The 17,107-nt window shown below is 57.2% G+C and carries 14 protein-coding genes and 2 pseudogenes; 9 read left to right on the top strand and 7 right to left on the bottom strand.

The features are described from left to right. Positions 1 to 34: 34 nt before the first annotated feature. The gene (locus B3511_RS11370) at positions 35 to 820 is read left to right on the top strand and encodes an OBAP family protein (protein WP_286782396.1); all 786 of its coding nucleotides are present in this window, start codon (positions 35 to 37) and stop codon (positions 818 to 820) included. Positions 821 to 961: 141 nt separating this feature from the next. Next, positions 962 to 1,711 carry a phage antirepressor KilAC domain-containing protein gene (locus tag B3511_RS11365; RefSeq protein ID WP_040075218.1) on the top strand — a complete coding sequence of 250 codons (750 nt, stop codon included), beginning with the start codon at positions 962 to 964 and terminating at the stop codon, positions 1,709 to 1,711. A gap of 52 nt (positions 1,712 to 1,763) precedes the next feature. Here the strand turns inward: B3511_RS11365 and B3511_RS11360 are convergent, their stop codons facing one another. Beyond that, positions 1,764 to 2,720, bottom strand: a complete 957-nt coding sequence (locus B3511_RS11360) for an AraC family transcriptional regulator (protein WP_286782394.1) — start codon at positions 2,718 to 2,720, stop codon at positions 1,764 to 1,766. Between the two features lie 115 nt (positions 2,721 to 2,835). Between B3511_RS11360 and B3511_RS11355 the strand changes: the two genes are divergently transcribed. The 3 genes and pseudogenes from B3511_RS11355 to B3511_RS11345 form a co-directional block, all read left to right on the top strand. After that, positions 2,836 to 4,038, top strand: coding sequence for an MFS transporter (locus B3511_RS11355; RefSeq protein WP_046885153.1), 1,203 nt, complete (start codon positions 2,836 to 2,838; stop codon positions 4,036 to 4,038). Between the two features lie 30 nt (positions 4,039 to 4,068). Beyond that, a pseudogene (locus B3511_RS11350) lies at positions 4,069 to 4,293 on the top strand (fatty acid desaturase); the annotation flags it as partial. Beyond that, a pseudogene (locus B3511_RS11345) lies at positions 4,256 to 5,038 on the top strand (phosphate/phosphite/phosphonate ABC transporter substrate-binding protein); the annotation flags it as partial. The pseudogenes B3511_RS11350 and B3511_RS11345, both read left to right, overlap by 38 nt. Here the strand turns inward: B3511_RS11345 and B3511_RS11340 are convergent. The 3 genes from B3511_RS11340 to B3511_RS11330 form a co-directional block, all read right to left on the bottom strand. Next, on the bottom strand, positions 5,036 to 5,302 hold the full coding sequence (locus B3511_RS11340; RefSeq protein ID WP_286783680.1) for an AzlD domain-containing protein: 267 nt from the start codon (positions 5,300 to 5,302) through the stop codon (positions 5,036 to 5,038). The pseudogene B3511_RS11345 and the gene B3511_RS11340 overlap by 3 nt on opposite strands. Positions 5,303 to 5,357: 55 nt before the next feature. Beyond that, positions 5,358 to 6,095, bottom strand: coding sequence for an AzlC family ABC transporter permease (locus B3511_RS11335; RefSeq protein ID WP_263617498.1), 738 nt, complete (start codon positions 6,093 to 6,095; stop codon positions 5,358 to 5,360). A 100-nt stretch (positions 6,096 to 6,195) separates the two neighbouring features. Beyond that, on the bottom strand, positions 6,196 to 8,484 hold the full coding sequence (locus B3511_RS11330; protein WP_286782391.1) for an FdhF/YdeP family oxidoreductase: 2,289 nt from the start codon (positions 8,482 to 8,484) through the stop codon (positions 6,196 to 6,198). Positions 8,485 to 8,750: 266 nt separating this feature from the next. Here B3511_RS11330 and B3511_RS11325 point away from each other — a divergent pair, with 266 nt between their 5' ends. Both B3511_RS11325 and B3511_RS11320 read left to right on the top strand, forming a co-directional pair. Further along, positions 8,751 to 9,809 carry a YncE family protein gene (locus tag B3511_RS11325; protein ID WP_286782389.1) on the top strand — a complete coding sequence of 353 codons (1,059 nt, stop codon included), beginning with the start codon at positions 8,751 to 8,753 and terminating at the stop codon, positions 9,807 to 9,809. A gap of 10 nt (positions 9,810 to 9,819) precedes the next feature. Further along, positions 9,820 to 11,814, top strand: coding sequence for a TonB-dependent receptor domain-containing protein (locus tag B3511_RS11320; protein ID WP_286782388.1), 1,995 nt, complete (start codon positions 9,820 to 9,822; stop codon positions 11,812 to 11,814). Positions 11,815 to 11,871: 57 nt separating this feature from the next. On the opposite strand, the gene ychF is transcribed toward B3511_RS11320, so the two are convergent. Further along, the gene (gene ychF / locus B3511_RS11315) at positions 11,872 to 12,966 is read right to left on the bottom strand and encodes a redox-regulated ATPase YchF (RefSeq protein WP_040075227.1); all 1,095 of its coding nucleotides are present in this window, start codon (positions 12,964 to 12,966) and stop codon (positions 11,872 to 11,874) included. A gap of 126 nt (positions 12,967 to 13,092) precedes the next feature. After that, a complete protein-coding gene (pth, locus tag B3511_RS11310; RefSeq protein WP_040075229.1) occupies positions 13,093 to 13,677 on the bottom strand; it encodes an aminoacyl-tRNA hydrolase in 585 nt (194 codons plus the stop codon). Positions 13,678 to 13,950: 273 nt separating this feature from the next. Here pth and ychH point away from each other — a divergent pair, with 273 nt between their 5' ends. Then, the gene (ychH, locus tag B3511_RS11305; protein WP_046885176.1) at positions 13,951 to 14,226 is read left to right on the top strand and encodes a stress-induced protein YchH; all 276 of its coding nucleotides are present in this window, start codon (positions 13,951 to 13,953) and stop codon (positions 14,224 to 14,226) included. Between the two features lie 115 nt (positions 14,227 to 14,341). Continuing rightward, positions 14,342 to 15,376, top strand: a complete 1,035-nt coding sequence (locus B3511_RS11300; protein ID WP_286782384.1) for a MerR family transcriptional regulator — start codon at positions 14,342 to 14,344, stop codon at positions 15,374 to 15,376. On the opposite strand, the gene dauA is transcribed toward B3511_RS11300, so the two are convergent. Then, positions 15,371 to 17,047, bottom strand: coding sequence for a C4-dicarboxylic acid transporter DauA (gene dauA, locus B3511_RS11295; protein ID WP_286782383.1), 1,677 nt, complete (start codon positions 17,045 to 17,047; stop codon positions 15,371 to 15,373). The two genes, B3511_RS11300 and dauA, sit on opposite strands and share 6 nt — an antisense overlap. Positions 17,048 to 17,107 lie beyond the last annotated feature (60 nt).

The raw sequence follows: 17,107 nt of genomic DNA, 5'->3' as shown, positions 1-17,107 counted from the left end.
CCTTCATAACCGGGTTAACATAAAGGGAGTGCTCATGAAATTTCTGTCTCTGTTCGTTCCAGCCATGGTGATGCTTGTCGGCTGCGGGGCGAATAACACGCCGCCGCAAACGCCGATCCCCGGAGAGAAGACTTCTGCGACTCTCAGTACGCTGGAAACGGGTGCGCAAGTCATTCAGTCTCGTCCCCCTATTGACGCCATTAGCGCTTATCTGGATGGTTTCCATTTCTATAGCGGGGATAAAAATGGGCAAATGGAGGCCCATCATTATGTGACGGTACTGAATGACGATGTCATGCAGGCGGTCATTTATGATGGTAATACCCGGGATGCCCGGCTGATGGGGGTGGAGTACATCATCAGCGAACGTCTCTTTAATACCTTACCGCCAGAAGAGAAAAAACTCTGGCACAGCCATCAGTACGAAGTGAAATCAGGGAGTCTGGTGGCACCGGGGCTGCCTGCCGTCGCGGATAAGGCGTTAATGAAAAAAATAGTGAACACCTACGGCAAAACCTGGCACACCTGGCATACCGATCGGGATAAAAACCTGCCGCTGGGTATACCGGCACTGATGATGGGCTTCACGGGAGAAGGGCAACTCGATCCTGGGCTGCTGGCGGATCGCGATCGTCGTCTGAAGATCAATACGCAGGAAATTAAACGTCAGCGCGTTGATATCGTCGCGCACCCGGTAGCGAAGGGGGCCAATGCCTGGCAGCACGGGGAGGTCATACAGCTCCAGCGCGTGAAGGGAAGTGGAGAGCATGGCAAGGGTGATACCGCGCATTTCGGCACGTCTGAACAGCATTCACCTTAAAGATCATAAAGATGGGATCCGGTTAGTGGTAGGCCAGCACGCGTCGTAAAATGGACAAAAATTATACTGGATATTTAAACAGGTATTTGTATACTATTAGAGCAAATTACCCGAGTATTGTATGAGTGAGGGGTGAATCCTATGGTAATTCCTGTTGAAAGTTTCCCGTCCTATGAGCAGCCTGCCACCATCAGCAGCCGTGAAATCGCGAAGGTGATCGGTATGACCCATACCGAGGTGAAGCGCATGGTTAAAAGCCTGGAAACGGCGCAACGTCTTTCGCAGCCGGTGACGGCGAGTGTGTATGAGCGTGAAGGTGAAATGCGGCAGGAGTTTTTGCTGAACAAACGCGACTCCCTGCTGACGGTGTCGCGCATCTCTCCGGCCTTTACCGCCACCATGCTGGATCGCTGGCAGGAGCGAGAGAAAAGCGTCAATCTTCCTGATTTCACTAATCCGGCAGCGGCGGCGCGCGCGTGGGCCGAGCAGTACGAAAAACGCCAGCGTGCGGAGGAGGAACTTGCCCGTTCCGCCCCAAAGGCCGCCTTTTTTGATCAGTTCATTAGCGTGAATACATCGCTGGGCTTTCGTCAGCTTTGTAAAATGCTTAACGCGAAAGAGCCTGCGTTCCGGGCATTTTTACTGGAGCGTAATATCATGCAGCGCGTGGGGGGAACCCTGGTACCACCGCAGCATCACATTGAGGCGGGCTATTTTACCCTGCACAGCGGCGTGGGTGAAAACCAGCACAGCTGGTCTCAGGCTCGCTTTACGGCGCGCGGCGTGAAATGGGTTGCCGGACTGTGGGCAAAACACCTCTCTTCGCTGTTGATTGAAGTACCGCGCGATGAGCGCAGCGAGGGGGCAACCCCAGGGCAAAACTGGCTGTAACCCCCGCATACATCACCCTTCGTACCCCGGCGCCAGGCCGGGGGCGAGAGGGTCAAATCTCCTCAGGCACCTGGCTTGTCTCGCGCAGCGCCCCCGGCGAATGGCCGACGATACGCTTAAATGCCCGGCTAAAGGCCGCCAGCGAACTGTATCCCAGGCGCAGCGCCACGGTCTCGATGGCCTGATTTTCCTGCCCGATATACTGGATCGCCAGCCGCATCCGAAGCTCGCCCAGATATTTGGCCGGCGTCGTGCCGGTGGCGGAGAGAAAACGCTCAGCAAAGACCGAGCGCGATGTCCCAGCCTCTCTGGCCAGCTCCGCCACGCTCCAGTTTATGCCTGGCTGCTGGTGCATGGCATAAATCGCCCGGCTCAGGCGTGGGTCGCGCAGCACCTGTACCCAACCCGTGGCTTTGCCGCAGCCGGATTCAACCCAGCCGCGCACGATCAGCGCAGCCACCACGTCTGCCAGACGGGCGAGTATCCCGGCAAAACCCACCTGCTGGGCTGTCGATTCGCGTTCCATCGCGGCCAGTAACGGGTGAATTTCAGGCCAGGTGGACATGAGTCGGCTGACCATCATCACCTCCGGCATGGCGCGGATCAGCGGCTGCATCCCCCCCAGTTCGAAATCCATACATCCACTGAAAATAATCACATTCTCACTGTCCGGGCACGGCTCGCAGTGAATATCACATACCGAATTGCAAATCGGCTCGCTGGGGAAGGCCGACACCGGCGTAACGTCGGCATGTTCGTCAGAGAGCAGGGCATGTGAATTACCGTTGGGAATAAACAGCGCATCGCCGCTGTTCAGCGCAAAGGTTGCGCCGCTCTCCATTTTCAGTACCGCCGGACCCCGGCTAATAAAGTGAAACTGCGCCTTTCCGGGCGCATGGCTGAACGCTACGCCAAAGGGGGTGCTGGCTTCGATACGGCGATATTTCACCCCGGAGAGGCGCATTCCGCGCAGCATTTCGCTGATCAAATCAGGGGCATGGAGGGTCATAACGGCAACTCCGGACGATTAATCAATAATTGGAGATTATATGTCATAGATCGTCCGGGGTGAACTTTCTATTATTTGCGACAGATGTCACATTTTAATAACCGGAGAATAACAGATGAATTCATCTATCGCGGCCAGCCAGGCCTTAACCCCTGCCAGACCCGCCTGGCGTGCGGTCTGGTCACTGGGGCTGGGGGTCTTCGGGCTCATTACCGCCGAGTTTTTGCCTGCCAGCCTGCTCACTCCAATGGCGGCAAGCCTGGGCGTTAGCGAGGGCGTGGCAGGGCAGACCGTGACTGCCACTGCGCTGGTGGCGCTGGTGACGGGGTTGCTGATCACCCCGGCGACCAAAAGCATCGATCGGCGCTGGGTATTGATGTTCTTCTCCATCATGCAGATTGTCTCTAGCTTGCTGGTGGCATTTGCCCCTTCGCTGGAGGTACTGTTGGCAGGCCGTCTGCTGCTGGGTGTAGCGATAGGCGGATTCTGGGCGATGTCCACGGCCACCGCCATGCGCCTGGTGCCCCCCGCCGATGTACCAAAAGCGCTGGCGATCATCTTCTCCGGCGTGTCGATTGCCACGGTGGTCGCCGCACCGCTCGGCAGCTATCTTGGCAGCCTGATTGGCTGGCGTAACGTCTTTATCCTCTGTGCGATCCCCAGCGGCCTGGCGCTGCTTTGGCAGCTGTGGGTGCTGCCTGCTATGCGTCCGGAAAACAGCGGCAGCCTGCGCACGTTGCTGCATGTACTCCGCCGCCCGGGAATGGTCGGCGGCCTGCTGGCCACCATCCTCATCTTCAGCGGTCATTTTGCCTTCTTCACCTATCTGCGCCCCTTCCTTGAGACCGTTGGCCAGGCGAGCGTCGAGACCATTTCTCTGATCCTGCTCGGTTTTGGTATTGCCAACTTTGTGGGGACCTCGATTGCCGGACACCTGCTGGCGCGAAACCTCCGTCTCACGCTGGCTCTGGTGCCGTTTGCCATGGGTATCCTGGCACTGCTGATGGCGGCTTTCGGGCACCTGGCGATGCTGGATGGTCTGCTGGTAGCGCTGTGGGGGTTTGCCTTTGGGCTGGTGCCGGTGGGCTGGTCAACCTGGCTTGCCACTACGGTCACAGATGAAGCGGAAAGTGCCGGCGGGTTAATGGTGGCCTCCATTCAACTGGCCATCAGCGCCGGTGCGGCAGGGGGCGGAGCGGTATTTGATCTTAACGGTGCCAGCGGCGTCTTTACCGCCAGCGGCGTGCTGCTGGTCGCTGCGATGGTGATGGTCTTTGCCGGCGTGCGGGTTAAACCGGTAACCGGGCAAGCGGAGTGAGTTCCTTTACCGGCGGCTGCGGTTTTTAATCTCAACTATCATTCTCTACATCACGACCTGCCAGGGGTGCCCTGGTACGGTCTTCGCACGGTGTGGCTGCGCGACAGGGTACGTTATCACCGGCGCAACCAGGAAATTGTGGTAAGGGGGGATAGCGAATGGTTACGCCAGTTCTGGAAACGCCAGGAGGATGTCACTGCCCATCCGGAAGGCGCGGATGAGCAGTCCGCTCGCCTTTCCCATGTACGCGGTTAATCCGGATGACAACCAGGCCTTCTGGCTGGCGGTAAAAACGCAACTGGTGAAGCAGGGGCTGGCGGTCGATCATCTTCAACCCGTCTTGCCCAGGGACCTTCTTCACCACTGGCGCAGCCCCGATCTGCTCCTGAGCCAGAGTTGCGGCTTTCCTTTAATGACCCAACTACCCGATGTGCAGGTGGTGGGGGCGTTTCATTACTCGGCGCTGGGATGCGAAGGCGTTTATTACCGCAGCTGGCTGGTGGCCCGCTCAGAGGATGAGGGTAAAACCCTGGCGGATTTTCGTGGCCGACGGGTGGTGTGTAACGCCCCCGACTCCTGGTCCGGTTATAACGTGCTGTTGGGCATGATCGCCGGGCTCGGCGTTGAAACGCATTTTTTCGCCGCGACATTCTTTAGCGGCAGCCATCGCCAGTCGCTGGTGGCGCTACGCGAAGGGCAGGCGGATATTGCCGCGATCGACTGTGTGACCTGGGCGCTGTTACAGCGTCATGAGCCGGGGTTGTTGCAGGGGTTATCTATTATCGGCCGTAGCCCGCTCGCGCCGGGGCTGCCGCTCATCACCCCGGCAGGCACGCCGGATGCGACGGTGTCGGCATTACGCGGCGCTCTGGGGGAGGTCGCTCGCAGCCCGACGGCGGAAAGGGTGCTGATCAGGGGATTTAGCGCAATGGCGCGCGAGGCGTGGCAGGTGCTGTTGACCCGGCGTGATGCCGCCGCCGGGCTCGGGGTCACGCGTCTATCCGAAAAAGAAATTGAGTGCGGTGAAGGCCATCATGCCGACGATGACCGTGGCAAACAGGCTCCGGGTCGCCACCCCGGCCACCGCAGCGACGATGGCCGCCACGAGGGAGAGACTCATGCCGGAGGGGGTAAGCGCCGGTTTGCCCAGCAGCTCGGCGGTGATGATCGCCGCCATGATCGCGGCGGGGATGAAGCTCAGCCACTGTTGCACCACCGGGGCGAGCCGGAAACGTGACAGCAGCAGAATCGGTATAGTGCGCATCAGGGCGGTCACCAGGGCGGACGCGACGATCGCCAGCAGAATATTTCGCTCCATATTAGCGCTCTCCTTTGTAGAACAGGCGCAGACCCAGGGTCGACAGGGTCGCGGCCACCGAGGCGGCAATGATAATAACAATGCTGATATCGGTCTGCCCGGCGGTGAAGAGGGTGACGATAACCGCCGCCGAAATGCTGAAGGTCTCCAGAATTTTGCGCTGGCTGGCAAACCACAGCATCAGCACCAGGCCAATAAACATCGACACCAGGCTAAAGCTCAGCCCCTCCATCAATGCCGGTGGCAGCGCGGCGGCGAGCCATGCCCCTACCACGCAGGCCAGGATCCAGTTTAGCCAGGCGGCAACGTTCAGCCCGAACATCCAGGCAAAGCGGACTTTGCTTTGCTGGCTGCCATGTTGTACCGCCACGCCGAAGGTTTCGTCCGTTAACAGCAGGCCGCTCACGATCTTTTGTAGGGTAGTGTGTTCGCGAAAAAAGACGCTCATGGCTGAACTCATCAGTAAATAACGCAGGTTGACCAGCAGAACGCTGAACACCACCGAGGCGACCTCTGCCCCCGTCGCCCAGAGGGAGTAAAACAGAAACTGCGCCGACCCGGCGTAAAGCAGGCTGGCCAGCAGTGCGGTTTGTAGGGTGGTGAAACCGGAAAGGGTGCCTATGGCGCCGGCGGCAAAGCCAATGCTCCAGTAGCCCGGAATGGTTGGTAAACAGGCCGATACGCCTGCGCGAAACGCCAAAACGGCATCCCTGTGAAGTGGTTGTGTTTTCATTAACATCGCGCGTCCCGTTTTATCGTCACCGGGTGATTATCTTCAGAAAACGGGGAATGTGCGACAGTAAAATTTATGCCGGGCGTACTGCCCGGCATGATAAACGCTACAGCGGGCGGATCTCTTTCGAGCGCAGCGTAAGGCGAACGGGTACCGATTTATAAGAAGGGGTGCCGCTCTCTTTATCAAGATAATCCAGCGGCACCAGCACGTTGGCTTCCGGATAATAGGCCCCAACCGAGCCCCGGGCGATGCTGTAGGCGACCACCGTAATATCTTCCAGACGCTGGGCGTGACCCGGCAGCGCGGTTTCGATATCTACCCTGTCGCCATGCTCCAGCCCACGTTCCGTCATGTCCTCTTCGTTCATAAAGAGAATATCGCGGCGGCCAAAGACCCCGCGGTAGCGGTCATCCATGGCATAAATGGTGGTGTTGTACTGGTCATGGCTGCGCAGGGTTATGAGGCGCAGTACATTCTCGCCCACCCCTTTGGCGTTCTCATCAACCCCCTCAAAGACCGAGAACACCGCTTTGCCGCTTGGGGTAGGCCAGACGCGTTCGGTAGGCGGTAAGGGCATGCGAAAACCGCCCGGCGTGCGGATGCGCTGGTTGTAGTCGGTAAAGCCGGGAATAGTCTGCTCAATACGATCGCGGATCAGATCGTAATCAGCGACCAGCTCCTCCCAGTTGACTTTGCTGTCGGGCAGGGCGGCTCTCGCCATCCCGGCCACAATGGCCGGCTCTGAGAGCAGGTGAGGCGAGGCGGGACGCAGTTTTCCCGACGAGGCATGTACCATCGACATGGAGTCCTCAACCGTTATCGACTGACGCCCGGTGCGCTGCATATCCAGCTCGGTGCGTCCCAGGCACGGGAAGAGCCAGGTCTCTTTCGCCACCAGCAGATGGGTGCGATTTAGCTTCGTGCCTACGTGGACGCTAAGATCGAGCTTCTGCAGCGCCGGAAACGCCTGTTCATGGTCGGGCATCGCCACGGCAAAGTTACCGCCCAGGCAGATCAGTGCTTTGGCTTCACCGGCGATCATTGCCTGGGTGGCCATCACCGCATCGTGGCCATGTTTTGTCGGCGGGGTAAAGCCAAACACCTCTTCGATACGGGACAGGAACGCGGCGGTCGGTTTTTCGGTAATGCCTACCGTGCGGTTGCCCTGTACGTTTGAATGTCCACGCAGGGGGCAGATGCCCGCACCGGGCTTTCCAATATTGCCGCGCAGCAGGAGCAGGTCAGCAATCAGGCGCACGTTAGCGGTGCCTTTGTTGTGCTGAGTAACACCCATGCCATAGGTAATGATAGTGGCGTTCGATTTGGCGTAGGCGCGCGCTACCGCGTCCAGATCCTCACGGGTTAACCCGGACTCTTGCTCAATCTCTTCCCAGCCCGTGGCCGCGATATCCGCGGCGAAATCGGCAAATCCCTGGGTATGTGCGTCGATAAACGGCTGGTCGAGGATCCCGCCCTCGCGGACTTCCCTTTCCAGCAGATGTTTGGCGATCCCTTTTAGCGCGGCGGCATCGCCGCCTGCTTTGACCTGAAAGTAGGTTGACGCGATGTCTGTTGAACCCAGGGTTGCCATCTCAACCACGCTTTGCGGATCGGCGAAGCGCTCCAGAGCGCGTTCACGCAGCGGGTTGAAGACGATGATCGGCACGCCGCGGCGCGACAGCTCATGGAGGGTGCCCATCATCCGAGGGTGGTTAGTCCCGGGGTTATGGCCGATAGAGATAACCAGCTCGGTTTTATCGAAATCCTCCAGCGATACGGTGCCTTTGCCGATGCCGATTGAGCGCGGCAGGCCGGTGCTGGTGGCTTCGTGGCACATATTGGAGCAGTCCGGGAAGTTATTGGTGCCCAGCTCGCGGGCAAAAAGCTGCAGTAAAAACGCCGCTTCATTCGAGGCCCGGCCAGAGGTATAGAACTCAACGGCGTCGGGGTCGAGCTGACGGAGTTTCTCACCGATTCGCCTGAATGCCTCTTGCCACTCAACCGGGCGGAAGGTGTCGCTGGCTTTGTCATACACCATTGGGTGGGTCAGGCGGCCATAGCCCTCCAGCTCGTAATCGCTTTTAGCCCACAGCGAGGAGACGCTGTTATTGGCAAAAAACTCCGGCGTGACGCGTTTGGTGGTCGCCTCCCAGGTGACGGCTTTTGCGCCGTTTTCACAAAACTGGAAGGTGGATTTGTGTTCTTTATCGGGCCATGCGCAGCCGGGGCAGTCAAAGCCGTCGGGCTGATTAGTGCGTAACAGCGTAGCAGGGGCTTCCAGGGCATCCATCTGAGTGCGTACGGCGATGGCGGTGGCTTTCAGCGCTCCCCATCCCCCGGCGGGGCCATCGTAATGACGAATACCGGGAACGGAGCGTCTCTTCTTATTCATTGGAACTCCTGACTGATCTAAATTGCTACATAAATGTTGCTTATTAGTAATAGCATTTTTAGTCGTGGAGAAAAGTAAACATTGGGTCACTGACGCCGTACTTTTGTGAGGAAAAGCGGGACCGGGTTTGCATTTTGACAACAGGTGGTTAATTAATGCGCAATTAAGGCAGGTATTGGTAGGTATTTAAGCTTGCAGTGCAATTGAATATGATATTAATAATAATTATCATTTGCTTTACGTAATTAAGTGTAAAGAAAAATGACATGACAATTCAACAACGTAAGAAACAAGCATTTTGCGCAGTGGCTATGGCGCTGGCCCTGTACTCTGGATCAGCGTTAGCAAAAACGTTTAGCGAAAAGGATTTTCACTCGCAGGCGCTGGGGCACGGGGTTTACGAACTGGCCTATGACAACGCCCGGCAGACGATCTATGCCGCCTCTTCCCCCTCTTTTGCGGCCGACAAAACCACCGGCATCCTTTTCGAACTGGCTGCAGACTCTCTGGCGGTGAAAAAGAGCATTGATACCGAACGGCGCATCTTTGCGCTGGCGCTCGATCAGGAGAACCACGTGCTCTGGATGGGCAATGCGCTGGATGGCTCCATCACCGCGCTGGATACCCGCAGCGGCAAGGCGATCAAAACCCTGCAACTGAGTGACGCCAGCGATCCTAAGAAACGGATCCATCCGCGCGAAGCGGTGCTGGATAAGAAGCATCAGCGTCTTTATATCTCCGGCATGGGCGGCAAAGGAAAAGGGCTGCTGTGGGTCGTGGATACGCAAAAACAGGCACTGACGAAAACCCTCGAAGGGATGGATCCGGTTGGGTTTGCGGTGGATGCCGCAGCGGACAAAGTCTATGCCGTAACCGGAAGCGGCGAGCTGGTGACCCTGGATGGCAGGAGTTCAGAGGTGCTTTCGCGCGTGAAAGTGGATCCCAAAGAGACCGACCATTACTTCCTCAATATTGCGCTTAACCCCGCAGCGGGCGTGGGCTATATCGCAGATACCAATACGCGCGATGTGCTGGTGGTCGAGCTGGCGACCGGCAAGCTAAAGCAACGCATCGCCACCCCGAACTCCATTGCTGCGCTTTACAACGGCGTGCGCAACGAAGTCTATGTCACCCATCGTAACGATCGCCAGATTAGTGTCATCGACGCGAAAACCAACGCCGTCAAACACACCATTACAACGGCGGCGATGCCTAACAGCCTGGTGCTCTCTCCGGATGCCAACACGTTGTATGTCAGCGTGAAACAGGATGAGAAGGCGAATAAAGCTGACTACGTTCTCAAGATCGATTTAACCCAACTTTAAGGAATACGTCGTGATAACCAGGACACGCATGGCCGTGGCGATTTCGCTCGCCTTAACCGGCATAACGCCAGCCGTCATCGCCGCCGACAGCGATCCGGCGAACGAAGATCAGCTGGTAGTAACCGCCACCGGTTTCAGCCAGGAGCGCCGCGAAGCACCGGCCACCATCTCGGTGGTCAACGAGAAAGAGCTGAACACCCGCTCGAACCAGAACGTTACCGAGGCACTCCGGGAGATGCCGGGTGTGTTAACGGGCAGCGGCAACGGTAGCCTGGCGACCGGTGACGTGCAGATGCGCGGTATGGACTCGTCCTATACGTCGTATATGGTGAACGGGATCAAGCAGGGGACCCGTGAATCTCGTCCATATGGTCACCACATTGGTACCGAAGCGGCCTTTATGCCGCCAATCGCGGCCATCGAGCGTATAGAGGTCATTCGTGGACCTATGTCTTCGCTGTATGGCTCGGACTCCATCGGTGGGGTGGTCAACGTGATCACCAAAAAAGGCTATAACCTTGATAGCTGGACCGGCGTGCTGGAGGATAACTACTTCCTGCAGGAAAAGAGCGAATACGGTAATACCAACCAGACCAATCTGTTCCTGATGGGGCCCATTATTCCCGGCAAGCTTGGCGTTAGCCTGGCGGCGGATTATCTGGATCGTCGCGATGATGACAGCCCCGATAAAGAGCGCTTCGTAAAGCACGAGGCGGGCAACCTGGATGCCACCATCTCCATGTCGCCGACCGACACACAGCTCTGGGATCTGAATGCGGTCAAAGGGCATCAGGAGAAAACCCGCCACGGTAACCCCTGGTACTGGGGCTTCGATCGCGATGCGATCTCGCTGTCTCAGCACGCCTGGTACGGTGATATCCTCGAGTCGAAGAACTTTGTCAGCTATGAGAAAGCACGGACTGAGTACCGCGTGCCGTATTTGTCACCGCAATTCATCAAGCAGAATAACTTTGAGGCCAACAGCGCCAACACCTTCACCCTGGGCGATCACCAGTTAACCCTTGGAGCGAACTATACGCGTAATGAGCTGGACGACACCTTCGGTATTGCCGATAAAGAGGTGCCAGGGGTGACGCCGGTAAGCAAGATCAGCCGCGATGGCTGGGCGGTGTTCGCTGAAGATGCCTGGATGATCGTGCCGGACTTTACGATGACCACCTCGGCGCGTCTGGATCACGACAGCTACTTCGGTTACCACGTAACGCCAAAACTGTACGGCAACTGGACGCTCGATGAAAACTGGGCAGTAAAAGGCGGCGTCTCTGCGGGCTATAAAAAGCCGGATCTTCGTCAGAACAACTCCGGCTTTACCAGCGTGTATGGCAGCTATCCCTACTCTGAGATTGGTATCGGTAATGACGACCTGAAACCGGAGAAGAGCGTCAACACCGAGGTGGGGGTTTACTGGCAGAAGGATACGCTGGCGCTGGATGCCACAGTCTTCCACACCAAATTCAAAGACAAGATCAGCGATTACACCATCTGTACCGCGACCGCGACGCAGATGTGTGTCTACAACGGTTATGAAGCCGAATCGGTCTCCCAGTACTTTAACGTCAGTGATGCGGAAATTTATGGTCTGGAGCTGAACGGTGACTGGCAGGCCACGCCGACCCTGAAGGCTAACGTCAACTACACCTATACCCACAGCGAGCAGAAGAGCGGCCAGTATAAAGGGGATGCGCTGAACGAATTCCCGACCAGCATGGCCAATATCTCCCTGACCTGGGAAGCGCTGAACGATCTGGAACTCTGGACGAAAGCGAGCTGGCGGAGCAACACGCCGGATATCGGTAAATCCACCTCGACCGAAGCCTATGCTGTGATGGACCTGGGAACGCGGTATCGGGTGAATAAGAACCTGACGTTAATGGCGGGCATTTATAACCTGTTTGATGCGAACCCGCTTCATACCACCTCATATAACGAAGCGTCGGTCCTGGAAGGGCGCCGCTACAACCTTGGGGCAAGGGTAGAGTTTTAAGGACAGCTAAAAAAAATCCACGCCGGGGCGTGGATTTTCATTTGGGCAGGGGAGAGATTAGACGTTGAACAGGAAGTTCATCACGTCGCCATCTTTCACTACGTAATCTTTCCCTTCTGCACGCATCTTACCGGCCTCTTTCGCCCCTTGCTCACCCTTATAGGTGATGAAGTCGTCGAAGGCGATGGTCTGTGCACGAATAAAGCCTTTCTCGAAGTCGGTATGGATTTTACCAGCTGCCTGCGGAGCCGTTGCGCCTACCGGGATGGTCCATGCGCGCACTTCTTTCACGCCAGCGGTGAAGTAAGTTTGCAGGTTCAGTAGCTGGTAGCCCGCGCGGATAACGCGGTTCAGACCCGGCTCTTCCAGACCCAGTTCGGCCATAAACTCTTCACGGTCGGCGTCGTCCAGCTCAGCGATGTCGGATTCAACAGCCGCACAGACCGCCACCACAACGGAGCCTTCCGCAGCGGCGATTTCACGTACTTTATCCAGGTAAGGGTTGTTCTCGAAACCGTCTTCATTGACGTTTGCGATATACATGGTTGGCTTCAAAGTCAGGAAGCTCAGGTATTTGATCGCCGCTTTGTCTTCGTCGGTCAAGTTTTTCAGCGCACGCAGCATGCCGGCGTTTTCCAGCTGTGGCAGACATTTTTCCAGCGCAGCCTGTTCCGCTTTCGCGTCTTTGTCGCCGCCTTTGGCTTTCTTCTGCACGCGCTGCAGCGCACGTTCACAGGTATCCAGATCCGCCAGCGCCAGTTCGGTGTTGATCACATCGATATCGTCAGCCGGATCCACTTTGTTGTTCACGTGGATAATGTTGTCGTTCTCAAAGCAACGTACAACGTGGCCAATCGCTTCGGTCTCACGGATGTTAGTCAGGAACTGGTTGCCCAGACCTTCACCTTTAGAAGCCCCTTTTACCAGCCCCGCGATATCCACGAACTCCATCGTCGTCGGCAGAATACGCTGTGGCTTAACAATTTCTGCCAGCTGATCCAGGCGTGAGTCAGGCATCGGCACGACACCGGTGTTTGGCTCAATGGTACAGAACGGGAAGTTAGCCGCTTCGATACCCGCTTTCGTGAGCGCATTGAACAGGGTGGATTTGCCAACGTTAGGCAGACCAACGATACCGCATTTGAATCCCATTTCTGAATCACCTTAATATCTTGATATTCAACACGTTAAGCATAACGAGTCGAAGAAAAGTAAATAACTACGCCTATTATACACGTAACCCGCAGCGCGCGGGGCAAAAAAGGGGCGTGACGCCGCTTATTGCGCTTTGAAAGCGTGCAGACGATTAGTGGCTTTGGTTAAGCCCTCTTTAATCCAGATCTCCGTACAACGCACCGCTTCGTCAACCGCGTCGTCGATCAATTTCTGCTCGGAGGCGGGAGGTTTACCTAACACAAAGCCTACAACTTTGTTTTTATCGCCCGGATGGCCTATCCCGACGCGCAAACGGTGGAAATTCGGGTTATTGCCCAGTTTGCTAATAATGTCTTTTAAGCCGTTATGGCCACCGTGGCCGCCACCGAGTTTAAACTTCGCCACGCCGGGCGGCAGGTCGAGCTCATCATGCGCCACCAGGATTTCGTCCGGGTTGATGCGATAAAAGGTGGCCATCGCCGCCACGGCTTTGCCGCTTAAATTCATAAAGGTGGTCGGCACCAGCAGACGCACATCTGCCCCGGCAAGGTTAATGCGGGAGGTATAGCCGAAGAATTTTGGCTCTTCGCGCAGGGGGGCACGTAACCGCTCAGCCAGCAGGTCGACATACCATGCGCCCGCATTGTGGCGGGTTGCCGCATATTCCGCGCCAGGGTTGGCCAGGCCGACAATCAATTTAATCGTCACGTTTAACTTCCTGAGGGTTCTAAGTCTGGCGCGTAGTGTACTGTCTGCCGCGCCGCTTGACAAAATTCTGCCGCCCGATGTTTGGGAATGGAATAATTGCTCCGCTGAATCATTAGATTTTCAAGTAGCTCAATAGGTTATTTGTAAAGTTTTGTTGACTCAAAGTGCATAAATGTGATCGCTCCCGCAATCACTAAAAGGGGGGCTGTCTATACTTTGCACATCAGGATTAGGGATAGTTAACCCTGCAACCCAAAGTTCCGGAGGTGACACATGAAACGCAGAAACGCTTCGTTACTCGGTAACGTGCTCATGGGGTTGGGATTGATCGTCATGGTAGGGGGCGTCGGTTACTCTATTTTAAACCAGCTTCCGCAATTTAACCTGCCACAATACTTTGCGCATGGCGCGATACTGAGCATCTTCCTGGGCGCCGTTCTCTGGCTCGCAGGAGCCCGCGTCAGCGGCCATGAGCAGGTCTGCGACAAATACTGGTGGGTACGCCACTACGACAAACGTTGTCGCCGCGATCAACATAAGCCCAGTTAATCTGGGATGCCATCAAGACGGTTCCTGCGGGAGCCGTTTTTTTTGCCCCTTGCCTTGACCCTCACGTAACGTCAGGATCCACAGTGTCACCGATGGCGCGAAAAAAGGAGCAGTAATGTTAATTCAGGTTGGGCAGTTGGCAACGCGAGCGGGGATCACCGTCCGGACACTTCACCACTATGAACAAACAGGCTTACTGCTCCCCTCCGCCAGAAGTGCGGCAGGCTACCGACTCTATAACCTGGCGGATGTTCAGCGCCTGCACCGTATTCAGGTGCTGGCTAAAGCCGGGCTGGAGCTTGCTGAGATAAAGGATTGCCTCGATCGGGATACGCACTCTATGGCTGAACTGCTTGATGGGCAAATTGCCTTGCTGGATAAGCAACTACGCAGCATTCATACCCTGCGAGAGCAGCTGGCTGGCCTGCGCTGCGAACTGGCCGCCGGCGGCGAGCCCGATCTGGAGTCCTGGCTACATACGCTGGAGTTAATGAATATGTACGATCGCTGGTTTAGCAAAGAAGAGTTACAGCAGTTACCGTTTGCCGTACAGGGAGAGGCGCTTGCCGCTATCTGGAGCGGGCTGGTTGCCGAGGCGCAGGCGTTGCTGGAAGAGAACGTTGGGGTGGATGATCCGCGTGCGACAGCGTTAGCCACCCGCTGGATGACGCAGCTGGAGCAAGATACCGCCGGCAAGCCCGAGTTTCTGACCCGGCTGAACGAGATGCACAGCGTGGAGCCGCAGATGCGCGAACAGACCGGTATCAACGCCAATATCCTCGATTTTATCACCCGGGCCTTTGCCGAGAGCAAGCTCGCCATCTGGCAGCGCTATCTCACCCCGCAGGAGATGGCCTTTACCCGCGCCCACTACTTTGATCGGATGATGGAGTGGCCCTCGCTGGTGGCGAAACTGCACCAGGCCTGTCGGGAAGGGCTGTCAGCCGCGAGCCCGCAGGCGCAGGCTCTGGCGCAAACGTGGCTCGAACTGTTTCAGTCCTATGCAGGGACCGACCCGGTGACGCAGCAGAAATTTCGCCAGGCGATGGAGCAGGAGCCCCATCTGATGAAAGGGACCTGGATGACGCCTGAAGTGCTTGGCTGGCTACAACAGGCGATTGGCATCATGATGCAGCGCCGCTATTCATAACGTTTCTAACGCTGCGTCGCGGGTCGGATAGAATGACAAGCGGCCAGCAACTGGCTGGATCCCCGCACGCGCCATACTGCGCAACGGCTGGAACTCCAGGTTACAGATCCGTAATTCACAGCCTTCCGGCAGACGTTGCACAACGCGCTGGAAGGCGTCCAGACCGCCCGCATCCAGTACCGGCACTGCATCCCACTCCAGCACCACGACGCGTTTATCTACGATTCGTGCCTCCAGGTCATTAAACACCCCCTCTGCCGCTGCGAAGAACAGCGGGCCGATAACCCGCAGCACCAGCACGTCGTCGGGTACAATGACATTTACCCGGGCAAGTCGCGTCATGCGGGCAATACGGCGCATAAAGAGCAGGGATGCCAGTACGATCCCGACGCTAATCGCTATCACCATGTCGAACAAGACGGTCAGGGACATACAGATGAGCATCACGATGATGTCGTCTTTCGGGGCCCGGCGCAGCAGGTTCACCACCTTGTGCGCCTCGCTCATGTTCCAGGCCACCATCAGCAGCAGGGCAGCCATCGCCGAGAGTGGCAGCCATGAGAGTAACGGTGCCAGCACCAGCAGGGCGAGGATCACCAACAGGGCGTGGATCACCGCAGAGATGGGCGACGTCGCCCCGGCGCGTACGTTGGCGGCAGAACGGGCAATCGCGGCCGTGGCGGTGATCCCGCCAAAGAACGGCGCAACGATATTCCCCAGCCCCTGGCCTATCAGCTCACTGTTGGCGTTGTGTTTGGTGCCCGTCATGCCGTCCAGCACCACGGCGCACAGGAGTGATTCGATAGCACCCAGCATCGCCATTGAAAACGCGGCGGGAAGCAGGGCTTGCAGGGAATCCCAGCTCAGGGTGAAATCAGAACCCGGCATATCCCAGGGGAGAACTAACTGGGGTAACAGCTGCGGAATACCGTTGCCCTGCGTGCCATCCGCCAGAAGATAGTGGAACTGCGAACCGATGGTGGCCACCTGCCCACCCAACAGGTTCACTACGCCCATGACCCCACAGCCCAGCAGTAGCGCCGGAAGATGCCCCGGCAGGCGAATGCCTAACCGTGGCCACAGAATTAAGGTGCCGAGCGTGACGATGCCAATCGCGGCATCCCCCAGATTGACCGTCGGCAGCGCCATCGCCAGCGCGCCCACCTTTTGCAAGTAATGTTCCGGCACATGCGTTAACTGCAGGCCAAGAAAATCTTTTATCTGCATGGTCCCGATAGTGATCCCGATCCCGGAGGTGAAGCCCAGAGTCACCGGAAGGGGGATGTACTCAATCAACCTGCCGAAGCGCGCCAGGCCAAACAGGATCAGAAATCCGCCTGACATCAGGGTGGCAACCAGCAGGCCGGCAAGACCAAACTGCTGGGAAACCGGATAGAGAATCACGACAAAGGCGGCGGTGGGGCCGGAGACGCTGTAGCGCGATCCGCCGCTCAGGGCGATAACGATCCCCGCCACTGCGGCGGTGTAGAGGCCATACTGCGGTGCCACGCCGCTGCCTATCGCCAGCGCCATCGCCAGCGGGATGGCGATAATGCCGACGGTGATCCCGGCTATCAGGTCACGCGTCAGGCGCGATAGGGTGTACTTCTCTTTCCAGCAAGCGTCGATGAGGGCGCGAAAGGGCAGAACATGAGAGGAAGCGTTTTTCACAATCATCATCCGTGTGCGCATCATCTGTCATATCAATGGCAGGTGAAGGAGGCATTAATC

Origin of the sequence: Leclercia sp. UBA1284 (assembly GCF_002308415.1) — a bacterium.
GTDB lineage: Bacteria > Pseudomonadota > Gammaproteobacteria > Enterobacterales > Enterobacteriaceae > Enterobacter > Enterobacter pneumoniae.
The sequence above is the reverse complement of the archived record's forward strand: the minus strand, read 5'-3'. Positions and strand labels throughout refer to the sequence as shown.